Annotated in this window: 23 protein-coding genes; 10 read left to right on the top strand and 13 right to left on the bottom strand. The window is 75.7% G+C overall.

Annotated elements, in window-relative coordinates; all coding sequences use genetic code 11:
- The first annotated feature begins 118 nt into the window (after positions 1-118).
- From DQ238_RS03605 to DQ238_RS03590, 4 genes are all read left to right on the top strand, one after another.
- Positions 119-622, top strand: coding sequence for a (2Fe-2S)-binding protein (locus DQ238_RS03605; protein WP_113779953.1), 504 nt, complete (start codon positions 119-121; stop codon positions 620-622).
- Positions 623-695: 73 nt separating this feature from the next.
- Positions 696-1,508, top strand: coding sequence for a xanthine dehydrogenase family protein subunit M (locus DQ238_RS03600; RefSeq protein WP_113779952.1), 813 nt, complete (start codon positions 696-698; stop codon positions 1,506-1,508).
- Between the two features lie 187 nt (positions 1,509-1,695).
- Positions 1,696-3,297 (top strand): benzoylformate decarboxylase, encoded by a 1,602-nt coding sequence (gene mdlC, locus DQ238_RS03595; protein ID WP_113779951.1) that lies wholly within the window; start codon positions 1,696-1,698, stop codon positions 3,295-3,297.
- A gap of 248 nt (positions 3,298-3,545) precedes the next feature.
- Positions 3,546-4,883 carry an MFS transporter gene (locus DQ238_RS03590; protein ID WP_199506116.1) on the top strand — a complete coding sequence of 446 codons (1,338 nt, stop codon included), beginning with the start codon at positions 3,546-3,548 and terminating at the stop codon, positions 4,881-4,883.
- A gap of 75 nt (positions 4,884-4,958) precedes the next feature.
- Here DQ238_RS03590 and DQ238_RS03585 read toward each other — a convergent pair whose 3' ends face one another.
- Positions 4,959-6,353, bottom strand: a complete 1,395-nt coding sequence (locus tag DQ238_RS03585; protein ID WP_113779949.1) for an aspartate aminotransferase family protein — start codon at positions 6,351-6,353, stop codon at positions 4,959-4,961.
- Between the two features lie 311 nt (positions 6,354-6,664).
- Here DQ238_RS03585 and DQ238_RS03580 point away from each other — a divergent pair, with 311 nt between their 5' ends.
- Positions 6,665-7,801: a nitroreductase gene (locus DQ238_RS03580; RefSeq protein WP_113779948.1), complete on the top strand. Its 1,137-nt coding sequence runs from the start codon at positions 6,665-6,667 to the stop codon at positions 7,799-7,801.
- A gap of 83 nt (positions 7,802-7,884) precedes the next feature.
- Here the strand turns inward: DQ238_RS03580 and DQ238_RS03575 are convergent, their stop codons facing one another.
- Entirely contained in the window at positions 7,885-8,898 is a 1,014-nt protein-coding gene (locus tag DQ238_RS03575; RefSeq protein ID WP_113779947.1) for a zinc-dependent alcohol dehydrogenase family protein, read from the bottom strand.
- Between the two features lie 18 nt (positions 8,899-8,916).
- Complete coding sequence (locus tag DQ238_RS03570) at positions 8,917-9,483, bottom strand: universal stress protein (RefSeq protein WP_158550707.1); 567 nt, start codon at positions 9,481-9,483, stop codon at positions 8,917-8,919.
- A gap of 238 nt (positions 9,484-9,721) precedes the next feature.
- On the opposite strand from DQ238_RS03570, the gene DQ238_RS03565 reads away from it, so the two are divergent.
- Positions 9,722-10,375 (top strand): HPP family protein, encoded by a 654-nt coding sequence (locus DQ238_RS03565; protein WP_147263004.1) that lies wholly within the window; start codon positions 9,722-9,724, stop codon positions 10,373-10,375.
- Positions 10,376-10,497: 122 nt separating this feature from the next.
- On the opposite strand, the gene DQ238_RS24190 is transcribed toward DQ238_RS03565, so the two are convergent.
- From DQ238_RS24190 to DQ238_RS03515, 10 genes are all read right to left on the bottom strand, one after another.
- Positions 10,498-10,965, bottom strand: coding sequence for an SRPBCC family protein (locus DQ238_RS24190; RefSeq protein ID WP_113779944.1), 468 nt, complete (start codon positions 10,963-10,965; stop codon positions 10,498-10,500).
- 55 nt (positions 10,966-11,020) lie between these two features.
- Complete coding sequence (locus DQ238_RS03555) at positions 11,021-11,395, bottom strand: hypothetical protein (RefSeq protein ID WP_113779943.1); 375 nt, start codon at positions 11,393-11,395, stop codon at positions 11,021-11,023.
- Positions 11,392-12,588 (bottom strand): cytochrome c-type biogenesis protein CcmH, encoded by a 1,197-nt coding sequence (locus tag DQ238_RS03550; protein WP_158550706.1) that lies wholly within the window; start codon positions 12,586-12,588, stop codon positions 11,392-11,394. The genes DQ238_RS03555 and DQ238_RS03550 overlap by 4 nt, the downstream gene beginning before the upstream one ends.
- Entirely contained in the window at positions 12,585-13,169 is a 585-nt protein-coding gene (locus DQ238_RS03545; protein ID WP_113779941.1) for a redoxin domain-containing protein, read from the bottom strand. The genes DQ238_RS03550 and DQ238_RS03545 overlap by 4 nt, the downstream gene beginning before the upstream one ends.
- Complete coding sequence (locus tag DQ238_RS03540) at positions 13,166-15,181, bottom strand: heme lyase CcmF/NrfE family subunit (RefSeq protein ID WP_113779940.1); 2,016 nt, start codon at positions 15,179-15,181, stop codon at positions 13,166-13,168. Before DQ238_RS03540 ends, DQ238_RS03545 begins: the two co-directional genes overlap by 4 nt.
- Positions 15,178-15,633 carry a cytochrome c maturation protein CcmE gene (locus DQ238_RS03535; RefSeq protein ID WP_199506115.1) on the bottom strand — a complete coding sequence of 152 codons (456 nt, stop codon included), beginning with the start codon at positions 15,631-15,633 and terminating at the stop codon, positions 15,178-15,180. The genes DQ238_RS03540 and DQ238_RS03535 overlap by 4 nt, the downstream gene beginning before the upstream one ends.
- Positions 15,634-15,724: 91 nt before the next feature.
- Positions 15,725-16,465, bottom strand: a complete 741-nt coding sequence (gene ccsA / locus DQ238_RS03530; protein WP_233495679.1) for a cytochrome c biogenesis protein CcsA — start codon at positions 16,463-16,465, stop codon at positions 15,725-15,727.
- 91 nt (positions 16,466-16,556) lie between these two features.
- Entirely contained in the window at positions 16,557-17,216 is a 660-nt protein-coding gene (locus DQ238_RS22680; RefSeq protein WP_158550705.1) for a heme exporter protein CcmB, read from the bottom strand.
- Positions 17,213-17,875, bottom strand: coding sequence for an ATP-binding cassette domain-containing protein (locus tag DQ238_RS03520; protein WP_147263002.1), 663 nt, complete (start codon positions 17,873-17,875; stop codon positions 17,213-17,215). Before DQ238_RS03520 ends, DQ238_RS22680 begins: the two co-directional genes overlap by 4 nt.
- 71 nt (positions 17,876-17,946) lie before the next feature.
- Positions 17,947-18,576: a redoxin domain-containing protein gene (locus DQ238_RS03515; RefSeq protein WP_113779937.1), complete on the bottom strand. Its 630-nt coding sequence runs from the start codon at positions 18,574-18,576 to the stop codon at positions 17,947-17,949.
- Positions 18,577-18,675: 99 nt separating this feature from the next.
- Here DQ238_RS03515 and coxB point away from each other — a divergent pair, with 99 nt between their 5' ends.
- Genes coxB through DQ238_RS22675 form a run of 4 tightly spaced genes read left to right on the top strand, consistent with a single transcriptional unit; the run spans position 18,676 to position 22,718 of the window.
- The gene (gene coxB, locus DQ238_RS03510; RefSeq protein ID WP_113779936.1) at positions 18,676-19,677 is read left to right on the top strand and encodes a cytochrome c oxidase subunit II; all 1,002 of its coding nucleotides are present in this window, start codon (positions 18,676-18,678) and stop codon (positions 19,675-19,677) included.
- A 4-nt stretch (positions 19,678-19,681) separates the two neighbouring features.
- On the top strand, positions 19,682-21,619 hold the full coding sequence (gene ctaD / locus DQ238_RS03505) for a cytochrome c oxidase subunit I (RefSeq protein WP_113779935.1): 1,938 nt from the start codon (positions 19,682-19,684) through the stop codon (positions 21,617-21,619).
- On the top strand, positions 21,616-22,248 hold the full coding sequence (locus DQ238_RS03500) for a cytochrome c oxidase subunit 3 (protein ID WP_113779934.1): 633 nt from the start codon (positions 21,616-21,618) through the stop codon (positions 22,246-22,248). Before ctaD ends, DQ238_RS03500 begins: the two co-directional genes overlap by 4 nt.
- A complete protein-coding gene (locus tag DQ238_RS22675; protein ID WP_158550704.1) occupies positions 22,245-22,718 on the top strand; it encodes a hypothetical protein in 474 nt (157 codons plus the stop codon). The genes DQ238_RS03500 and DQ238_RS22675 overlap by 4 nt, the downstream gene beginning before the upstream one ends.
- The last annotated feature ends 57 nt before the right edge of the window (positions 22,719-22,775 follow it).

The following is a 22,775-nucleotide window of genomic DNA, read 5'->3' as shown; positions in this document are numbered from 1 at the left end:
ACAGTGGCGCTCCGGACAGTGGCGCCCGGGGACCCGGGACGGCGTCGACGGACGGGTCGTGTCGACAAAGCGGCCCGGCCCCTGCCACTGTGGGGGCGAGGCGACGAGGAGGCGGCCGATGCGGGTGACCCTCACGGTCAACGGGCAGGAACACAGCGACGACGTCGAGCCGCGGTTGCTGCTGGCGCACTACCTGCGCGACGTGTGCGGCCTCAAGGCGACCAACATCGGCTGCGACACCACGTCGTGCGGAGCGTGCACCGTCATCGTCGACGGGCTCTCCGTGAAGTCGTGCACGGTGCTCACGGCCTCGGCCGACGGCTCGTCGGTGACCACGCTGGAGGGGCTGGCCGGGCCGGACGGCGAGCTGCACCCGGTGCAGGCCGCCTTCCGCCAGGAGCACGGGCTGCAGTGCGGCTTCTGCACCCCGGGGATGGTGATGGCCGCGGTCGGACTGCTGGCCGACAACCCCGATCCCACCGACCGGCAGGTCCGGGAGGGGCTGGAGGGCAACCTCTGCCGCTGCACCGGCTACCACAACATCGTCCGCGCCGTGCGGGCCGCGGCCCAGGCCGGCCCGGCCGCCGGGAGCGTGCCGCAGGCCCAGGAGGTGAGCGCATGACCCGGTCGGCGACGCCGTCGGAGGACACCGCACCCCCGGGTGCCGGCCCGACGCGCCCCGGCGAGGAGGGCGCGTGATCCCCTCGCCGTTCGACTACGTCCGGGCCACCTCCGTCGACGAGGCGCTGGCCGCGCTCGCCGAGCACGGCGACGACGCCAAGCTGCTGGCCGGCGGCCACTCCCTGCTGCCGCTGATCAAGCTGCGGCTGGCGACACCGGCCGTCCTGGTCGACATCGGCTCCGTCCCCGGCCTGTCGTACGTGCGGGTCGAGGGCGACGAGGTGGCCGTCGGCGCGGGGACGCGCCACTTCGAGCTCGAGCGCAACGAGACCGCCCGCGCGGAGGTGCCGCTGCTGGCACACGCCGCCTCCCGGGTGGGCGACCCGCAGGTGCGGCACAAGGGCACCCTGGGCGGCACGGTGGCCCACGGCGACCCGGCGTCGGACCTGCCGACCGCACTGCTCGCCCTCGGCGGCGACGTCGTCGTCCAGGGCCCGTCCGGGCGGCGGGCGGTCCCGGTGACCGAGTTCTTCCTGGGCTTCTTCGAGACCGCCCTGGAGCCCGACGAGATGATCGTGGAACTGCGCGTGCCGCGCACCGCCGGGGCCGGCTGGGGCTACGAGAAGTTCACCCGCCGGGAGAACGACTGGCCCATCGTCGCCGCTGCGGTGGTCGACGGCCGGGTCGCGCTGGCCAACATGGGGGGCGCCGTCCTGCGCGCCACCGCCACCGAGGAGGCGCTGGCCGCAGGTGCGTCGATCGCCGACGCCGCGGCACTGGCCGACGAGGGCACCTCCCCGGTCGCCGACATGCACGCCGACCAGGAGTACCGCCGGCACCTGGCCCGACTGCTCACCCGTCGCGCCCTGAGCAGCGCGGCCGCCTGACCGTCGGCGGCCGGCGGGACGCCGCAGCGGCCACCCGTGGCTGCTCGTCGAGGTGACCTCCCGCCGACTGCGCGCCCCGGCCGGCGTCTCGCTGGTTCCTGATGGGGGTGCCCCGAGGCGGCCGGGCGGTGGCCCGGGACCGGGGCTAGCCTGCGCCAGCAGGAGCCCCGACCCCCTGGAGGCGACCGTGCCCATCGTCCGGGAGACCACCTACGAGCTGTTGCGCGCATGGGGACTGACAACCGTCTTCGGCAACCCGGGCTCCAACGAGCTGCCCTTCCTCGACGGGTTCCCGGCCGACTTCCGTTACGTGCTCGGCCTGCACGAGGGCGCGGTCCTGGCGATGGCCGACGGCTACTCCCAGGCCACCGGCCGCCCGGCCCTGGTCAACCTGCACTCCGCCGCCGGCCTGGGCAACGCGATGGGCAACCTGGCCAACGCCAAGGCCCAGGGCACGCCGCTGGTGGTGACCGCCGGCCAGCAGGCGCGCCCGATGGTCGGCCTGGGCTCGATGCTCGGCGAGCCGGGCATGACCCGCGTCCCCGAGCCGCAGGTGAAGTGGTCGTTCGAGCCGGCCCGCGCCCAGGACGTCCCCCGGGCACTCTCCGAGGCCTTCCACCTGGCCACGCTGCCGCCGACCGGGCCGGTGTTCGTCTCGCTGCCCCTCGACGACTGGGCCCAGCCGGTCGATCCCGACGAGGTCGCCCACCTGGCCGGCCGCCGCGTGCGCCGGGCGGGTGGCGTGGACGACGAGCTGCTCGCGGAGCTGGCCGGCCGGGTGGCCGCCGCCGGCCACCCGGTGCTCGTCGTCGGGCCCGAGGTCGACGACGAGCGCGCCTACCCGCGGGTCGTGGCGTTGGCCGAGCGCCTGCAGGCGCCGGTGTGGACCGCTCCCTCGGCGCCGCGCTGCCCCTTCCCCACCCGCCACCCGCTGTGGCAGGGCCTGCTGCCGTCGAGCATCGCCGGCGTCGCCCGGCACCTCGCCGGCGCCGACCTGGTCCTCGTGCTCGGCGCCCCGGTGTTCCGCTACCACGTCCACGTACCGGGCCCGTGGCTGCCGGCCGGCGCGGAGATGGTCGCCGTCGGCAGCGACCCCGGCAGCGCCGCCCGGGCTGCGTTCGGGGACGCGGTCGTCGCCGACGTCGCCACCGTGGCCGGCCAGCTGCTGACCGCGCTGGGCGACCTGGCGCCGCGGCCGCAGCGTCGCGCGCCGGAGCGGGCGGTCGCGGCCGAGCCGGGCCAGGCGCCGTTCACGGCGGACTCCGTCCTCGGCCTGCTGGCCCGGTCGGTGCCCGGGCACACCCGGTTCGTCAACGAGTCGACCGCGAACACGGCGCAGTTCTGGTCGCACCTGGACCTCGCCGCTCCGCGCGGGCTGCTCTTCCCGGCCGCCGGCGGCCTGGGCTTCGGCCTGCCCGCGGCGGTCGGCGCCGCGCTGGCCGACCCCACCCGCCCGGTGGTCGCCGTCCTCGGCGACGGCGCCTTCCAGTACGGCGTCCAGGGCCTGTGGACGGCGGTGCGGCACCAGCTGCCGGTGACCTTCGTCGTCCTGCGCAACGGCGTCTACGGGGCGCTCGCCTCGTTCGTCGGGCAGCTCGGCGTGTCCGGGATCCCCGGGCTCGAGCTCCCCGGCCTGGACGCCGTGACAATCGCCCAGGGCTACGGCGTGCCGGGGCGCACGGTGACGACCGCCGACGGGCTGGCCGAGGAGTTCGCCGCCATCGGCAAGGCCGAGGGTCCGCGGGTGATCGAGGTGCCGATCACCGCCGAGACGCGCACGCTGGGCTGACCCGGGCGGAGCCGGCCGGCTGCGGACGGATGACGCTGCAGACGGATGACGCTGCAGACGGATGACACTGCGGACGGATGACGCTGCGGACGGATGACGCAGCCGGCCTCGCCGGGGTGACGCCGGCGAAGTCGTCGCCGCGCCCACGACATCCGTGACCGGACCGGTTTCCATGGCAGGAGTGGTGCAACCGGTGCTCCCACCGGTTCCCGCACCCTGCACAGCGGCGTCCAGAGGAGCGCATCCCCGTGGCCACACCCACCCGCCCCGCCCGTGCGACGGCCGGGCCGTCGAAGAAGGGCATCTTCGCGGCCAGCTTCATCGGCACGTCGATCGAGTGGTACGACTACTACATCTTCGGCACCGCCGCCGCCCTGGTGTTCGGTACCGCCTTCTACCCGGAGTTCGACCCGACCGCGGGCACGATCGCGTCGTTCGCGACCTTCGCCGTCGGTTTCGCCGCCCGCCCCCTGGGTGCCGCGGTCATCGGCCACTTCGGTGACCGCATCGGCCGCAAGTCCATGCTGGTGCTCACCCTGCTGCTCACCGGCGGGTCGACCTTCCTCATCGGCGTGCTGCCCACCTACGCCGCCATCGGGATCGGCGCGCCGCTGCTGCTCGTCGCGCTGCGGCTGATCCAGGGCTTCGGCGTCGGCGGCGAGTGGGGCGGCGCGGTGCTCATCGCGACCGAGCACGCCGGCCCGCGCCGCCGCGCCGTGTACGGCAGCTTCGCCCAGTTCGGCGTCCCGATCGGCGTCCTCACCTCGAACCTGGCCTTCCTCGCCGTGTCCGGCGTGTCCGACGACGACTTCCTGTCCTGGGGCTGGCGGATCCCCTTCCTCATCAGCATCGTGCTCGTCGTCGTCGGCTTCCTGGTCCGCAGCAGGCTGCAGGACGCGCCGGAGTTCCAGCAGGTGAAGGAGGAGGACGAGGTCAGCAGGATCCCGGTGGCCGAGCTGTTCCGGCGCCAGCCGCGCACGCTGGTCCTGGCCAGCATCGCCTCGATCGCGCCGCCCGCGGTGGGCTACACGGTGATCGTCTACATGCTCACCTACGGCACCACGGTCGTCGGCTACGACCGGACGACGCTGCTGTGGCTGATCCTCGCCTCGACGCTGGTCTGGGTGGCCACGATCGTGGCGGCCGCGGTCCTGTCCGACCGGTTCGGGTCCAAGCCGGTGTTCGCGCTCGGCGCGCTGACCGCGGTCGTCTGGCCGCTGCCGCTGTTCGCGCTGGTGAACACGGGGAACGAGGCCGCGGCGCTGCTGGCGTTCGTCGTCGCGGCGATGGTGCAGGGCATCATGGCCGGCGCGCAGGGCGGCCTGTTCACCGAGATCTTCGAGGTGAGGACCCGCTACAGCGGCATCTCGATCGCCTACCAGCTCGGCGGCATGATCGGCGGCGCGGTCACCCCGATCGTGGCCACCGCCCTCTACGGCGCCTACGGGTCCTCCACGCCGATCGCGGTCTACGTGGCGGTCCTCTCGCTGCTCAGCCTGCTGGCCGTGCTGGGCATCCGCGTCCTCCCGAGGCGGGCGCGGGCCGACGCCGACCGGCTGGGGACGTCGGCCGCCACCGCCGGCTGACCCCGGCCGCACCCCTCGCGTCGGCGCGCCGCCCGGGACCGCACGGTGCCGGGGGCGCGCCGTCGCGCTCCGCCGTCAGATCAGCCCTTGGGCCTCGGTGAGGGTGTGCCGCAGGATCTGCTCCATCTGGTCGAACTCCGCCTGTCCGCAGATCAGCGGCGGCGCCACCTGCACCACCACGTCACCGCGGTCATCGGGCCGGCAGTACAAACCGGCCTCGAACAACGCCCCGGGCAGAAACCCGCGGACCAACCGCTCCCGCTCGGCGGCGTCGAAGGTCTGCCGGCTGGCCTTGTCCTTGACCAGCTCCACGGCCCAGAAATACCCGTCCCCGCGCACATCCCCGACGATCGGCAGGTCCAACAGCCGACGCAAGGTCGCGCCCAACGCGGCCTCGTGGTCCAGCACCCGCCGGTGAAGCCCCTCGCGCTCCATGAGGTCGAGGTTGGCCAACGACACCGCCGCGGCCACCGGATGCCCGCCGAAGGTGTAACCGTGCGCAAAGGCCACACCCGGGCGCAGGAACGGCTCGATCACCTGCTCCGAGGCGATCATCGCCCCGATCGCGCCGTACCCGGAGCTCATCCCCTTGGCGCAGGTGATCAGGTCCGGGGTGTAGCCGAACTTGGCGCAGGCGAACGTCGTGCCGTGCCGGCCGAACGCGCAGATCACCTCGTCAGACACCAGCAGTACGTCGTGCCGATCGCAGATCTCGCGGACCCGCTCGAAGTAGCCCGGCGGCGGGGTCAGACAGCCCCCGGAGTTCTGCACCGGCTCGAGGAACACAGCGGCCACGGTGTCCGCGCCTTCGAACAGGATCGCCTCCTCGATCCGGTCGGCGGCCCACCGGCCGAAGGCCTTGGGGTCCTCGGCGAACTCCGGATGGCGGTAGAGGTTGGTGTTGGGCACCCGCAACCCGCCCGGGGCCAGCGGCTCGAAGTCCTTCTTCATCGCCGGCAGCCCGGTGATGGCCAGCGCGCCGTGCGGCGTGCCGTGATAGGCCACCGCCCGGCTGATCACCTTGGTCTTGCCCGGCTTGCCGATGAGCTTGAAGTACTGCTTGGCGGCCTTCCACGCCGACTCCACCGCCTCCCCGCCGCCGGTGGTGAAGAACACCCGGTTCAGCTCGCCCGGCGCCAGATCGGCCAGCCGCTCGGCCAGCTCGGCCTGCACCGGGGTGGTGTAGCCCCACACCGGGAAGTAGGCCAGCTCGGCGGCCTGTTTGGCGGCGACCTCGGCCAGCTCCCGGCGGCCGTGCCCGACCTGGACGACGAACAGCCCGGACAGCCCGTCGAGGACCTTGCGGCCCCGGTTGTCCCAGAGGTAGGCGCCCTCCCCGCGGGTGATGACCGGGATCGGCGTCTCCGGGTGGCGGCCCTGGCGGGCGAAGTGCATCCACAGGTGATCCGCGGCGCGCGCCGCCGTCGCATCCGGCACGCCGGCCGGAGGCTGCTCGATCGCGGTGGTCATGGTGGGGCTCCCTCGGGGTCCGGGTGGTGGGTCGGGCCGGCGCGGTCGCCGGCGGCGCGGTGGGGATGGCGTGCACCGCGCCGACGGGTGCGCTCACGAACCGACCGTCCCAGGTGGACGGCCCCTCGGCCAGCCCCGCGTCGGCGCGCACCGCCGGCCCTCGTCGGCCAGCGCCCGCACGAGGGGCGGAGTCGGGTCGCTCGGCGCGGGGACGGGAGGGACGTTCGTCCCGGCGGACGTGACCGCCGCCCCCGGCGGGCCGCGGGCCGCCGGACGGAGGCTCGGGCGACAGCGCCGTCCGAGGAGGCCCCATGCCGAGTCCGCACACCCTGCAGCCCCCGGCCCGCAGCCGGACGCCCGAGCGGCTGACCGAGGTGCTCGAGGACGCCGCCGACGCGGCGCTGCTCGCGCCGTCGGTGCACAACACCCAGCCGTGGCGGATCGTGCTGCACCCGGACCGCCTGGACCTGGAGGCGGACCGCTCCCGCCAGCTGACCGTCCTCGACCCCGCCGGGCGGGAGCTGGTGCAGAGCGTCGGCGCGGCGCTGTTGAACGCCCGGGTCGCCGTCGCCGCGGCCGGCCGGGCCGTGGCGGTCGAGCGGCTGCCCTCCCCCGACGAGCCCGACCTGCTGGCCGTCGTCCGGCCCGTCGACGGCGACCCCGACGCCGCGCTGGCCGAGCTCGGGCCCGCCGTTGCCAAGCGGCGGACCAACCGGCGCCGCTTCGCCGACGCCCCCGTGCCCGACGACGTGCTCTCCGCCCTGGCCCGGGACGCCGCGGCCGAGGGCGCCGGGCTGGTCCCGGTCGCACGGGCCGACTCCCTGGAGCTGCTCGCCCGGCTGACGCAGCAGGCCGACCGGGAGCAGAACGCCGACGCCGCCTACCGCGCCGAGCTGCGGCGGTGGACCCACCGCCGGCCCGCCGACCGCGACGGCATCCCCGACTCCGCCGTCCCCCACGTCGACGGTCGCCAGTCCGACGCCCTCCCCCTCCGGGACTTCGACACCGCCGGCTCCGGTGCGCTGCCCGCGGACACCCACTCGGGCACCGAGCAGACCCTGGTGCTCCTGACCACCCGGGGGGACGAGCCGATGGACTGGCTGCGGTCCGGGGAGGCGCTGGAGCGGGTGCTGCTGCGCCTCACCGCGCTCCGCTGGGTGGCCAGCCCCCTGACCCAGATCGTCGAGGTGCCGCAGACGCGCGCGCAGCTGCGCTCGGCGCTCGCCCCGCACGCCCACCCTCAGTTCGTCGTGCGCATCGGCCGGGCGGCGTCCACGGAGCGCACGCCGCGGCGGGCGCGTTCCGCGGTCGTCGAGAACAGCAGCCGGCCGGACCCGCCGGAGACGCCGCGCCGGTCCGGCGCGAGCGGCTGGCCGGTCGGCCCGGCGGTGGGCCCGTCCGGGCGGCGCCCCGTCCCCGACGGCCGCGGGGGGACGACCTGGATCTGACGCCCCTCGGCCCCCCTGCACGGCCCCGTCCCGGACCCCGCCCTGAGCTTGCGAAGGGTGGGGAGGACGGGGTCCTTCGACCTTCAGGTGTGCAGCACCGCCGCGCCTCCGAAGCGGCCGTGGGCCAGGTCGGACAGCGCGCGCGGGGCGTCGTCCAGCGGATAGGCCACGGTGGTGGCCCGGACGCCGAGCCGGACGGCGAGCCGGAGGAACTCCTCCCCGTCGCGGCGGGTGTTGGCCGTGACGCTGCGCAGCCGGCGCTCCTCGAACAGCTCGGCGGCGTAGTCCAGCGGCGGGATGGCCGACAGCCAGATCCCGGCGACGGCCAGGGTGCCGCCGCGGTCGAGGGCGCGCAGCGCGACCGGCACCAGCTCGCCCGCCGGGGCGAAGAGGACCGCGCCGTCCAGCGGCTCGGGCGGGACGTCGGTCGCCGCACCCACCGAGTCCACCCCCAGCTGCTCGGCGAGCCGGCGGTTGTGCTCGCCCCGGGTGAGCACGTGCACCCGCAGGCCCTGGGCGAGGGCGACCTGGGCGGTCAGGTGCGCGCTGCCGCCGAAGCCGTAGACGCCGAGCCGGCCGGCGGGTGGGACGTCGGCGGCGCGCAGCGCCCGGTAGCCGATGATCCCGGCGCACAGCAGCGGCGCCGCCTGCTCGTCGGCCAGCCCGTCGGGGAGCGCGTAGGCGAACCGCTCGTCGACCAGGCAGGCGTCGGCGTAGCCGCCGTCGACGTCCCAGCCGGTGAACACCGGGGAGGTGCACAGGTTCTCCTCGCCGCGCCGGCAGAACCGGCAGCTGCCGTCGGTGCCGCCCAGCCAGGGCACGCCGACCCGGTCGCCGACGGCGAACCGCCCGGCGCCCGGGCCGAGGGCCGCCACCCGGCCGACCACCTCGTGCCCGGGGGTCACCGCGGGGCGGCGCGGCGGCAGGTCCCCCTCGGCCAGGTGCAGGTCGGTGCGGCAGACCCCGCAGCAGGTGACGTCGACCCGCACCTGGCCCGGCCCGGGCACCGGCTCGCCGCGCTCGACCCGCCGCAGCGGCCCCTCGTCGACCGCCCCCGCGTCGACCGGCCCCGGGACGCCGACCACCCACGCGCGCACCGACCCGCAGCCGATCGGTCAGGGGGAGGCGGGCGCGGCGGCGGCCCGCGGCGCGGCGGGCGCCCGGGCCGGCTGCGGGCGGACGACCATCACCGGGCACGGCGCGTGCACCGCGCAGTGCAGCGCCACCGAGCCCAGCAGGGTGCTGCGGACGCCGCCCCGCCCGCGGCTGCCCACGACCAGCAGGCGGGCGCCCTCGGCCCGCCGGACCAGGTACTCGGCCGGGGTGCCGGCTCCGACGGTGACGTGCACGCGGACCGCCGCGGCGCGCGGCACGGCGGTCACGGTCGGCTCGCCCATCGCCTCGGCGAGGAACGCCCGGGTGCGGGCCTCGGTGTCCGACCGGGCGGTGTCGGTGCGGCCGGCGTCCGCGCGGTACGGGTCGGTCCAGTAGGCGCCGACCGGGAAGGTGCTGACCACCTCGACCTCCGCCCCGGACCGGGCGGCCGCGGCCAGGGTCCAGACCAGGGCGGCGAACGCGCCCGGCGAGCCGTCGACGCCCACCACGACCCGACCGGCTCCCGGGGCGTCGGGGACGCCGTCCGCGCCGCCGGAGCGCTCGTCCGTCGGGGTCCCACTGGTCACCGGGGCACCTCGCTCTCCGCCCGGGCCGGTCCCGGGCAGGTCGAGCCTCCGCCGCCGTGCCGGGCGCGAGCCGCAGGCCGACGTCCCCGCGGCCGGGGACCTTCGTCACGCGGAGGAGGAGGGTCCCCGCGGGCGGAGCAGGGGCGGAGGTCCCGACCGGGGCACGCCCGGCGACCCTGGGAACAGCCGGCGGCGCTGCCTAGCGTCCTGCGCACCGACCCGCCGTCGAGGGAGAGCCGTGCAGGCCAGAGACGTCATGACCCGCGAGGTCGTCACCGTGGGACCGGAGACGTCCGCCAAGTACGCGGCGGAGGTCATGGCCGAGCACGGCTTCGCGGCCCTGCCGGTCCTCGACGACGACGACCGGCTCGTCGGCATCGTCGCCGAGGCCGACGTCCTGCGCGACCGCCTGCCCCAGGACCCCCGGCTGCACGTGCAGCGCAGCGAGCCGCCCAAGCCGCCGGCCTCGCTGGTGCACGGGGTGATGACGCGGGGCGTCCGCACGGTGGAGCCCACGGCGGACCTCGCCGACGTCGCCCGGCTCTTCGTCGACGACCGGCTGCGCAGCGTGCCCGTGGTCGACGGGGAGCGCCTGGTGGGCATCGTCAGCCGGCGCGACCTGCTGCGGACCCTGGTCCGCCCGGACGAGCAGATCCGGGACGACCTGCTGCGCCTGGTCGAGGGCTACACCGGAGAGCTCGGCTCGTGGTCGGTCTCGGTCAGCGACGGTCTGGCCACGATCCGGCGCACCCGCGGCGTCCCCGACCCGTCCGCCGAGGTCGAGGAGCAGGCGGTCTCCGCGCTCGCCCGGACCGTCGGCGGTGTGGTGGGCGTCCGGGTGCTCTCCTCCGGGGATCCGGGGACGCCGGCTCCGGCGTCCCCGACCGGCTGAGGGACGACGGCGTCGCGGCCGCTCACCGGGTGGCCGACCCCGCCGTGATCCGCAGGACACACCCCGGCGGCGGCGACCGCCGGGGGGACCGGCCGGCCCGGTCCGACCACGTCCGTCCGGCGTCAGCGACCGCCTGCTCCGCTGGCGCCCTCCCGGGGATGGCGGCGCTCCACCAGACGGGCCAGGTTGTGCACCATCGGGCGGCCGCGCAGCAGCAGGACCGCGTCCGACAGCGTGTTGTGCAGTCGGTACCCGGGCCCGCGCAGCGGGTGCTCGTCGAGGACCACCACCGTGTCGTCGCCCCAGTCGAGGAGGTCGATCGCGATGCGGGCGGACCCGATCGGCTGGGCGTCGGCCTCCAGTCCCAGCTGACGGCCCGGCTCCACGTGACGGACCGTGGTGCTCCCGTTCAGGGTCACCGGGCCGAGGCCGACGGTGTAGTGGATCCTCGTCCCGAGCGCGGGCCACCCGTCGTCGACCGCGCGGATCTCGCGGGTGCCGACCACCCACTCGGCATAGGAGGAACCGTCAGCCAGGACGTCCCAGACCTGTTCGGGACGGCGCTGGACCAGCACGTTGACGACCGCCATGCCGCTCCAGTGCCCATCGTGCGCCGCGCTCACTCGCCGGCGGCGGAGGCCGGGGTCAGGGCGCCGCGACGTCGACCGAGGTGTGCATGCCGGCCTCGGCGTGCCCGGTCAGCGTGCACGTGAGGTGCACCGGGGCGCCCGGGCCCACCTGCACCTCGAGGGTCTGCCGGCCCCCCGGTGCGAGGACCCGGCTCCTGCCGATCTCCGCGTGGTCCTGCTCGAGGACGACGTCGTGGGCGGCGCTGCCGGCGTTGGTGACGACCACGGTCACCGGACCGGGTCGCAGGGTCCCGGCCGACAGCTGGAACCGGTACTCCTGCATGCCGATGCGCAGCTCGCCGACCGGTGGGCCGGCCGGGACCGGGGCGGGTCCGGCGCTGCCGCACGCGGTCAGGGTCAGCAGCAGCACTGCGAGCAGCGCCCGGATCACCGGCCCTCCAGGAGGGCCCGGACCCCGGGTGCGGCCGGGGACCCGGGGTCCAGGTCCAGGAACCGCTGCAGGGTGGCCGTCGCCTCCGCAGCTCCCGTCCCGTACTGGGCCAGCCCGAGGACGAGCAGGAGGTCCGGGTCGTCGGGGTGACGCCCGGCCAGCTCCTGCAGGGAGGGCAGCGCCTCCGCCGACCGTCCGGCGCGGACCAGCACGTTGGCGCGCAGGAGGACGACGTCGTCCGCTGCCGGTGCGAGCTGCAGGGCGCGGTCGTAGGCCGCCACCGCGTCGTCGAACTCCCCGGCACGGTCGTGGGCCCGGCCGAGGGCGAGCCACGCGGCCGGGTCCTGCGGGTGGGCCTCCGCTGCGGCCTGCAACTGCGCGGTGCCGGACGCGGGCTGCGCCGCTCCCTGCCCCGGGGCCTCCCCGGTCACCGGGTCCTCCGCGCCGCGGTCCTGCAGGGTCAGCACCACGCCGATCCCCGCGGCCGCGAGGAGGACGGCCGCGGAGCCGACCGTGACCGCGCGACGCGGCAGGGCGCCCCCCGGCGGGCGCGGCCGGGCGGGGGTGCTGCGGGCGGCGTACCGGCGGTGCGCGGCGGCCAGCCGCCGGTCGGCCCGGGTCAGGGCCTCGGTGTCGGCCGGGTCGTCCTCCTCGGCGGCCAGCCGGACGAGGAGGGCCTCCCGCAACGCCTCACCGGCGGACGAGCCGTCGGGGTCCAGCCGCCCGGTGCGGTGCGCCGCCAGCGCCGCCGCGGCGTCGGGGTCGGTCGCCGCTGCCGGCACCGCGGCCGGAGCGCGCCGGGACCGACGGAGCCAACGCCAGACGACCCCGCCCCCGGCCGCGACGGCGAGTGCGGGCGCCAGCCAGGCCAGCAGCCCCGGGCCGTCCGGGTCCGGGCTGAGCAGGACGTCCTCGCCGTAGCGGTCGACGAAGTACTGGCGGACCTCGTCCGGCGTCCGCCCCGCCCGGAGCTGCTCCTCGATGACCTGCCGGGAGCCCCCCGCCAGGACCGACGTGCTGTCCTCGATCGACAGCCCCTGACACGTGGGGCAGCGCAGCGTGGCCGCCACGGCGTCGACCTGCTCGCGCAGGGACGGGCGCTGCTCCGGGCCGGCGGCCCGCCACAGCCCCAGGACCGCCAGGACCACCACCCCGAGGACGGCGGCGGCGGCGGCTCCCCGGCGCGCCGTCACGGGGCCCCCTCCTCCAGCACTGGCACGACGGTGTCGGTGATCCAGCGCGGGTCGACCTCGCCGACGGCCTTGGCCACCACCGTGCCGTCCCGGTCGACCAGGTAGGTCTCGGGGAGGGCGAAGGTCCCCCACTCGACCGCGTGCGTGCCCTCCGGGTCGCGCACGCTCGGCCAGCCGGCCGAGCCGGCCTCGGCCAGGAACGACCGGGCGTCCTCGGGGGTGTCCCGCACGTCGATGCCGACGATCCGCAGCCCCCGCGGCCCCAGCGCGGCGGCCGCCTCGGTCAGCAGCGGCTGCTCGCGGCGGCACGGCGCACACCAGGAGGCCCAGACGTTGACCAGGACGACCTCCCCCCGCCACTGGGCCAGGTCGAAGGTCCCGCCGTCGAGGGTCTGCCCCTGCAGCGGCGGGGCGGGCTGCCCGACCAGCGCCGACGGCGCCGCCTCGGACCCGCCCAGCCGTCCGGCCAGCACGGCTCCGCCCAGGGCGACGAGGACGACCAGCGCCAGCGCGGCGACCCACCGGCGCCGTCGCCGGGGCGGGGCGGCGGGCTCCCCCCGCACGTCGGCCCGGGCGGTCATGCCGACACCTCCACGGTGTCGGGCGCCTCTCCCCGGGGTCGCGGGACGGGTCGGTCGGCCGAGGCCGGCCGGCGGCGGGGCCAGCCGGCCACCACCGCGCCGGCGACCACGACCGGGACGGAGAGCCACAACCAGAGCACCAGCGGGTCGACCACCAGCCGGATCGTGGCCGTGCCGGCGTCCGGGTCGACCTCGGTGAGCACCAGGTAGGCGTCCTCGGTGGGCGTGGTCCGCACCGACGGCGTCCCGACCGCCTGGGTCGCGTTCGGGTACATGGACAGCCGCGGCGCGTAGACCCCGACGTCCTGCCCGTCCTCGCGCAGCAGCAGGTCGGCGGAGACCGACATGCGCCGGTCGTCGGCCGAGCGGTGGACCTCCTGCAGGGTCGCCGTCCAGTCCCCGACCCGCACGGTGTCCCCCACCGCCAGCTGCTGGGTCGCCGAGCTGCTGTACGTCGACGACGCGGCCACGGCCACCGCGGCCAGCACGAACCCCAGGTGCACGAGCAGGCCGCCGTAGGCCCGCCGCTGCGCGACCAGGGTCCGGCCGACCGCGGCCCCGAGGTCCCCGGGCAGCAGCGTCCGCGTCCGCCGGACGTCGAGGACTCCGCGGGTCAGCGTGGCGCCGGCGACGAACACCGCCAGGCCGAAGGTGAGCAGGGCGGGGATCCCGCGCAGGCCGGTCAGGCCGAGCACGCCGACGGTCCCCAGCCCGGCCAGGGCCGAGGGCAGCAGCCGCCGGCCCAGCCGGTGTCCCTGCGCCCGCCCCCACGGCAGCAGCGGGCCGACCCCCATGAGCAGGACGACCAGCAGCGCCAGGGGCACGGTCATCCGGTCGAAGTAGGGGGCGCCCACGCTCAGCCGGTCGCCGGTGACCGCCTCGACCAGCAGGGGGAACGTGGTGCCGAGCAGGATGGTGAACGCCAGGCCGGCCAGGAGCAGGTTGTTGGCCAGGAACGACGTCTCGCGCGAGACGGTGGCCAGGAGCGGCTCGTCGTCGCCCAGCCGGTCCGAGCGCCAGAGGAACAGCGCCCCGGCCGCGAGGACGACGGCGAGCAGGAAGCCGAGCAGCACCGGCCCGATCGCCGACCGGGTGAACGCGTGCACGCTCTCGACGACGCCGCTGCGGGTCAGGAACGTCCCGAACAGCACGAGCACGAAGGTCGCGATCGCCAGGGTCAGGTTCCACAGCCGCAGGGTGGCGCGGCGGCGCTGGACCATCACCGAGTGCAGCAGGGCGGTGGCGGTGAACCACGGCAGCACCGAGGCGTTCTCGACCGGGTCCCAGCTCCAGTAACCGCCCCACCCGAGGACCTCGTAGGCCCACCAGCCGCCCATGACGACGCCTGCGGTGAGGCAGGTCCAGGCGGTCAGGGTCCAGCTCCGGACGACGGCCACCCAGGCCGGGCCGGTGCGCCCGGTGACCAGCGCCGCGACGGCGTAGGCGAACGGCACCGCCATCCCGACGTAGCCGAGGTAGAGCAGCGGCGGGTGCACACCCATGAGCGGGTGGTCCTGCAGCAGCGGGTTGGGCCCGGGCCCGTCCGCGGGGACGGGGCTGACCCGGTCGAAGGCGTTCCCGGCGAAGAGCGCCAGCCCCGAGAAGAAGGCCCCCAGCAGCGACAGCACCGACATCGCCCACGGGTGCAGCTCCCCCGCCCGCGGGTGCACGCGGACCATCGCGAGGACGGTGATCCCGGTCAGCACGAGCAGCCAGAGCAGCAGCGACCCCTCGAGGGCCGCCCACAGGCTGATGACGGTGTAGTAGGTCGGCACCGCCCGGCCGCCGTTCTCCGCGACGTACCGGACGGCGAAGTCGTGCTGCACCAGGGCGTCGACCATCACCGCGACGGCGAGCGCGGCGCCGAACAGGGCGCCCTTCGTCCCGGTGCGTGCCCACCCGGCCGCGCGCCCGCCGGGCCCGCTGCGGGCTGTCAGGGCCCACGCCCCCGTCGCGACGACGGCGCATCCCAGGGCCAGCGCCAGCCCGAGCGGACCGAGCAGGTACCTCATCCGCGGTCCTCCGCCGGCCGGCCGGTCCCGTCCTCGGGCGGCCGGTACTCGTTGTCGTGCTTGACCAGGAGCACGTCGGACCGGAACACGCCGTCGGCGCCGAGGACGCCCTCCACCACGGCGCCCTGGCCCTCCTGGAAGACGCCGCGCGGCTGCCCGGTGTTGACCACCGGCACGTCCTGCACGCCGTCGGTGAGCTCGAAGCGCACCCCGTCCGCCGTCGTCTCGACCGTCCCCCGCACCACCAGGCCGCCCAGCCGGACCCGTTCGCCCTGCAGCGCCGGGTCGGCGAGCAGCTCGCTGGTCGTCCGGTAGTACACGAGGCTGCCCTGCAGGCCCGCGACCGCCAGCACGCCGACCGTGAGGAGGACGACGCCGGCCACCAGCAGCAGCCGCAGCGGCACCCGCCGCCGGGGTGCGGCCTGCGGCGGGCGTGCCGGCGCGGCGGTCACCGCTGCCCCCGGCCCGGCCGGGTCCAGGCCCAGTAGCCCGCCCACGTGCCCGCGGTCAGCAGGTACCCGGCCAGCACCCAGCCCCAGCCGCTCACGGACGGATCCTCGGGGTGACGACCAGCGGCCCGGTCACCGGCGAGGGCAGGGGCGCCGGTGCCGGCTCGGCCGGTCCGGCCGCGGCCAGCACCCTCAGCCGGCGGCGCACCACCAGGACCCCGGCCAGGGTGAAGGCGAGGACGGCGACCCCCAGGGCCGTCGCCATGCGGGGGTCCATCGGCGCCGGGTCCGGGGAGAGCACCGAGGCCGGCTGGTGCAGCGTGCGCCACCACACCACGGAGAAGTGGACGACGGGGACGTTGACGAACCCGATGACGCCGACCGCGGCCGCCCGGCGGGCACCGGTCGCCGGGTCGTCGCCGAGGCCGCGGACGCTGAGGTGGCCGAGGTAGACCAGCAGCAGCACGACGGTGGTCACCAGCCGCGGATCCCAGACCCACCACGCCCCCCAGACCGGCCGGCCCCAGATGCTGCCCAGGGCGATGGCCAGCGCGGTCATGCCCACCCCCAGCTCGGCGGCGGCCCGGGCCCGGCGGTCCCACCGCAGGTCGCGGGTGACCAGGTGGGCGACGCTGGCCACCAGGACCGCCGCGAAGGACAGGTAGGCCAGCCACGCCGCCGGGACGTGCACGTACATCAACCGCTGCGGCTGCCCCTGCACGGCGTCAGGAGGCGCGACCAGCAGGGCCAGGACCGCGGCGGCGCCGGCGGCGAGGACGGTGGCCGCCGCGAGCAGACGGTCGGTCCGGCGGGACCGCGTGGTGGTCGTGGCCACTTCCCCAGCAGGCCTGGCTTCCCCAGCAGGCCTGGCTTCCTCAGCAGGCCTGGCTTCCCAAGCAGGCATGGCTTCCCCAGCAGGCATGGCCTCACTCCTCCAGCAGGACGGGGAACACCGCCCAGACAGCGGCGAGCACGGTCGCGGCGTACAGGGTCATGAGCACCGCCCAGGGCAGCACGGGCACGCCGGGCGTCGCCAGTTGCGTGCCGGCCAGCAGCGCCGGCAGCCCGGCCGGCAGGACCAGCGCGGCGAGCAGGCCACGGCGGCGGGTACCCGCGGCGACCAGCACCCCGAACCCGGTGGTCAGGGCCGCGAGCGCCAGCGTGCCCAGCGCCCCGCCGTAGAGAGCCTGGGGCGGGACCGGCGCCTCGAACAGCAGCACGACCAGCCCGGTCGCCAGCGCCCAGGTCAGGGCCAGGGCGGCCCAGGCCGCCAGCAGCTTGCCGGTGAACAGGGCTCCCGGCGCGGCCAGCCCGCGCAGCAGGTCCCAGCTGTCCTCCGCGACCTCGGCGGCGGCGACCGCACGGGCGAGCGGGACCGTGGCGCCCAGGACCGCCAGCCACGTCGTCCCCCCGGCCACGGGCGCCAGCTGCTGCGGCGACGGGCCGAAGGCCAGCCCGGCGAGCACCACGAACGCGGCCACGTAGGGGGCGGTGGTGACCAGCGCCTCGCGGCCGGCCCGCTCGACCGCGACCTCCCGGCGCAGCACCGCCACGGCCTGGGCGACGACCGGCACCGGCTCGGTCACGACAGCGCGACCCGGCCGTCGGCGACCGCCAGCTGCGCGTCGGCCGACGGACGCAGGACGTCGGGCTGGTGGGTGGCCAGCAGGACCGCCGTCCCGCTGCCGCGGACGACGCCGAGGACGACGGCCAGGTCGAGCAGACCCTGCCGGTCGAGCGCCGCCGTGGGTTCGTCGAGGCAGAGCAGGGCCGGCCCGCAGGCGATCGCGGCGGCCAGCGCCGCACGGACGCGCTCGCCGGCCGACAGCGTGCCGACGCGCCGGTCGGCCAGCCCGCGCAGGCCCAGCAGGTCGACCGCCGGGAGCACCGCGGCGCCGCGACCGGCGAGAGCCGCGGTGACCGACACGGCGTCCGCGACGGTCTGCGCGGTGCGCAGCCCCCCACCCCCGCGCACGTACAGGGCCCGCCCGGCGCACGCGCGGAACCCGGTGCTCGGCCGCAGCAGCCCGGCGGCGAGACGCAGCAGCGTGGTCTTGCCGGCCCCGTTGGGCCCGGTGACCAGCGTCAGCGTGCCGGCGGCGAGCGACAGGTCGACCGGCGCCCAGACCGGCCGGCCGCCGTGGGCCCGGCTGACCCCGGTGAGCGTCAGGACCGGTGCCGCGGCTGCCGGGTCCACCGCCGGCGGCGACGCGGGGCCGCTTCCGACCGCGGGCTGCCCGACCATGGCGTCAGAGTAGGAGCCCCCGGCCCGGGGTGGCACCGGTCGGACCGGCCCGCACGCGGCCGCACCGCCGGTCACCCTCCTGCCGGCGCCTCGAGCAGCGGAACGGCCTCGGCCTCGATCCAGTCCGGGGTGAGCACCCCCAGCCGTGCGGCGCGCACCGTGCCCCCGCCGTCGACGACGAAGGTGGCGGGCAGCCCCGGGACCCGCCACCGCGCGGCGATCCGGCCGTCGGGGTCCACGACCGACGCCGCGGGGTCGCCGCCCACCTCCGCGAGCAGCTCCCGCGCCTGTCGCTGACCGTCCCGGGTGTCGATCCCGACGAGCACCAGGCCGCGGTCCCGCAGCCGCCGCTCGGCCGCCAGCAGCACCGGGAGCTCGTCGCGGCAGGGTGCGCACCAGGCCGCCCACACGTTCACCAGCACGACCCGCCCGCGCAGGTCGGCCAGGTCGAGCCGGCTCCCGGCCAGCGTCGGCCCGGACAGGGCCGGCGCCGGCCGCCCGACCTGCGGCCCGACCGCCGGAGCACCGTCCGACGAGCTCCCGGGCCCGACCAGCCACGCGGCGGTGCCCAGCAACGCGGCCACCACCACGACCGCGGTCAGCACCCGGCCGCGCCGCCCCGCGGGGCGGCGCGACGCTCCGGACGGGCACCCGCGGGCCATCCGGACGAGGATCCTCCGCAGGTCGGTCAGCGGTCCCACCTGCCTCCGGACGACGGTGTGCGCAGTTCGCTTTCACGGGAGCAAGTGTTGTCCGCTGTCAACTTGTCCGCCTCCGAGGACGTGGCTAGCGTCCCCGACATGCACCGACGCCCTCCGGGCGGCGCGCGGGAGCGGAGCAGGTCAGCCGGGGTCGTGGTGGCCGCGCTCCTGCTCACCAGCTGCTCCGGCTCCCAGTCGGCCCTCGACACCGGCGGCCCTGCGGCCCGTCGCATCGCGGGGCTGTGGTGGGGGCTGTTCGCGGTCGCCACGGCCGTCGTGCTGGTCGTCGTCTTCCTCGTCGTGTGGGCGCTGGTGCTGCGCCGTGGCCCCGACGTCAGACCCCGCCGCGGTGGCGAGCGGGTCGTGCTGATCGCCGGGGCCGTCGTCCCCACCCTGATCCTGATCGGCACCTACGTGGCCACGCTGGGTGTGATGGGCGCCAACCGGGAGCCGCCGCAGCCGGCCGAGCTGACGGTCGAGGTCGTCGGCCACGACTGGTGGTGGGAGGTCCGCTACCCCGACTTCCTCACGGCCAACGAGATCCACATCCCGGTGGGGCGGGCGGTGCACGTCCAGCTGCGCACCGCCGACGTCGTCCACAGCTTCTGGGTCCCCTCGCTGACCAGCAAGCGGGACCTGATCCCCAACCAGGACAACGACCTGTGGCTGCTCGCCGACGAGGCCGGCGAGTACCGCGGCCAGTGCGCGGAGTTCTGCGGGGCCCAGCACGCCGGGATGGCCTTCCTGGTGGTCGCCCAGCCGGCAGCGGAGTTCGACGCCTGGCTGGCCGACCAGGCCGCGCCGGCCCGGACGCCGACGGACGCGGTCGCCGCGCGGGGACAGCAGGTGTTCGAGTCCGCCTCCTGCGCCTCGTGCCACACCATCCGCGGCACCACCGCCGACGGGGTCGTGGGGCCGAACCTCACCCACTTCGGCAGCCGGCAGTACCTCGGCGCCGGTGCCGCGCCCAACGACCCGGGCTGGCTGGGCGGGTGGATCGCGAACTCGCAGACGGTCAAGCCGGGCAACCTGATGCCGCCGCAGCCGCTGGCGCCGGAGGACCTGACCGCCCTCATCGCCTACCTCGAGACGCTGGAGTGAGCCGATGACCACCCTCGAGGAGCGGAAGGCGGCCGAGGCGGCGGTCGGCGAGCAGCTCGAGCCGATCTGGGAGGAGAGCGGCGGGCTCCGCGGGTGGTTCACCACCGTCGACCACAAGAAGATCGGCCGCCGGTACATGGTGACCGCGGGGCTGTTCTTCACCGTCGCCGGACTCGAGGCCGTGGTGATGCGGACGCAGCTGGCCCGCGCGCAGCTGGACGTGGTGAGCCCGGACCTCTACAACCAGCTGTTCACCCTGCACGGCACCACGATGATCTTCTTCTTCGCGACGCCGATGCTCTTCGGCTTCGGGAACTACCTGTTCCCGCTCATGCTCGGCGCCCGGGACATGGCCTTCCCACGGCTCAACGCCTTCGGCTACTGGGCGTTCGCCTCCGCGGGCCTGCTGATGACGAGCAGCCTGCTGTTCGGCGCCGCACCCAACGGCGGGTGGTTCGCCTACGTGCCCCTCAACGAGGAGCAGTACCTGCCGGGTGCCGGCATGGACGTCTACTCCCTGGGCCTGCTGCTGCTCGGGATCTCGACGACGGTGGGGGGGATCAACTTCATCGTCACCGCGCTCACCATGCGGGCTCCGGGGATGTCGCTCAACCGCGTGCCGGTGTTCGTGTGGGCGCTCGTGGTGACGTCGTTCATGGTGGTCTTCGCGCTGCCGCCGCTCAACGTCGCCAACCTGATGCTGTTCCTCGACCGCCGCTACGGCTTCCACTTCTTCGACCCGTCGGCGGGCGGGGACCCGATCCTGTGGCAGCACCTGTTCTGGCTGTTCGGCCACCCCGACGTCTACATCATCGTGCTGCCGGCGCTGGGCATCGTGTCCGCGATCGTGCCGACGTTCTCCCGCCGCCCGATCGCGGCGTACCCGCTGATCGTGCTGGCCACCATCGGGACGGGGGTCATCAGCTTCGGCGTCTGGGTGCACCACATGTTCGCCACCGGGCTGCCGCAGCTGTCGCTGTCCTTCTTCAGCGCGGCGAGCCTGATCGTGACCATCCCGTCGGGCATCCAGTACTTCTCCTGGCTGATGACCATCGTGCTCGGCCGGCTGGTGGTCCGGACCCCGATGCTGTGGATCCTCGGGTTCCTCGTCGTCTTCGTCGCCGGCGGCGTCACGGGGGTGATGTTCGCCGTCGTGCCGTTCGACCAGCAGACCACCGACTCCTACTTCATCGTGGCGCACTTCCACTACGTGCTCTTCGGCGGCGCCGTCTTCCCGATCGTCGCCGGGATCTACTACTGGTTCGGCAAGTTCACCGGCCGGATGCTCAGCGAGAAGCTGGGCCGCTGGAGCTTCTGGCTGGTGTTCGTCGGGTTCAACGCGACCTTCTTCCCCATGCACGTCGTCGGCCTGCTGGGCATGCCGCGACGCAACTACACCTACCAGTCGGGGCTGGGCTGGGACGGCTTGAACCTCGTCGAGACGATCGGGGCCTACGTGTTGACCGTGGGGCTGGCGCTGACGCTGTTCAACATCGCCCGCGCCCTGCGCAGCGGGCCCGCGGCCCCGGAGAACCCCTGGGGCGGGGACACGCTCGAGTGGGCGACGGCCTCGCCGCCGCAGGACTACAACTTCCCCGTCGTGCCGACCGTGCACAGCCTGCACCCGATGTGGGACGAGAAGACGCTGGCGACGATGGTCCGGGACGAGGACGACCCGGAGCGCACGCTGACCGACGGCAAGCAGGCGCTGCGCACCAGCGACCTCGACGGGGTCCCCGAACACGTCGTGGAGCTGCCCGAGGAGACGGTCGTCCCCCTCGTCACCGCCGGCGGCCTGTTCGTGGCGACCCTCGCCCTGGTGCTCGGCGCCCCGGTCGTGGCCGCCTCCGGCGGGCTGCTGACCGTGGTCGGGCTGGTCGTCTGGCACTGGCCGCGGGCGGCCCGCCAGGAGGCGCAGGAGGCCCAGGAGGCGCAGGCGTGAGCGCGCCGGCCACGGTGACCTCCGCGGCGACCCGGCCCCGTGCCGTCGCCCGCGAGGTCCCGGCCGGACGCCGCCCCGGCTGGTGGGGGATGGTGCTGACGCTCGTCACCGACGTCGCCGCCTTCGCCGCGCTGCTGGCCGCGTACTTCTACGTCCGGTTCGTGACGACGGGGGCCGACTGGCCACCGGGCGACATCGCGGACCCGAAGCTGCTCAAGGCGTGGATCATGACCGCCCTGCTCGTCACGAGCAGTGCACCGCTGGTCTTCGCCGACCTCGGGATCAAGAAGGGACGGCGGGGCCGGCTGCTGGTCGGCGTCGGCCTTACCCTCCTCCTGGGCGCGGCGTTCCTCTACGTGCAGTACTCGGAGTACACCGAGAAGCTGACGACGGAGTTCACCCCGCAGACCAACGCCTACGGCTCGCTGTTCTTCGTCATCACCGGGTTTCACGGGCTGCACGTCGTCCTCGGGGTCCTGACGATGCTGGTCGTGTTCGTGGCGGGAGCCACCGGCCGGATCACCCGCAAGCACCACGCCGTGGTGCGCATCGCCGGTCTGTACTGGCACACCGTCGGGGCCGTCTGGGTCTTCATCTTCGCGTCGCTCTACCTGGCGGCACAGCTGTGAGCGAGCTCTCCCGGGGGCACGGCGGCGTCGGGAGCGCGGCCGACGAGAGCCCGGGCGCCCCCGGTAGCGCCTCGCCCGCGGAGCGCCTCGGGTTGCGCGCCGCGCCGTGGCTGCTCTGGTTCGGCGTCCTCGGTGGCGGGGTCGCCTGGTCGCTGCACACCATCGTCGACTGGGGGATCGAGGACACGGTCTGCCGCTCCGGCCACGACGAGGTCCTCGGCATCCCGCTGCGCCCGGTCCTCGCCGTGCTCGCGCTGCTGTTCCTCGTCGTGTCGGTCGCCTCCACCGTCGTGGCCCACCGGCTGTGGCGCTCCCTGGACGGCGCCCCCGCCGACGGCCAGGTGCAGGCCCTCCGCCAGCAGCGCGCGGCGTTCATGGCGGTCATCGGGCTGGTCGCCGACGTCCTCTTCACGATCATGCTGGTGATGAGCCTCGTCGCCGTCTTCGTGATCCCGGTGTGCGCCGAGTGAACGGCGGGGTCGTGCACGGTGGGCTCCTCGCCCACGGCGCCGCGGAGCCCGGGAGCA

It is taken from the genome of Geodermatophilus sp. TF02-6 (genome assembly GCF_003319115.1).
Taxonomy (GTDB): domain Bacteria; phylum Actinomycetota; class Actinomycetes; order Mycobacteriales; family Geodermatophilaceae; genus Geodermatophilus.
This window is presented reverse-complemented; position numbering and strand designations above follow the sequence as displayed.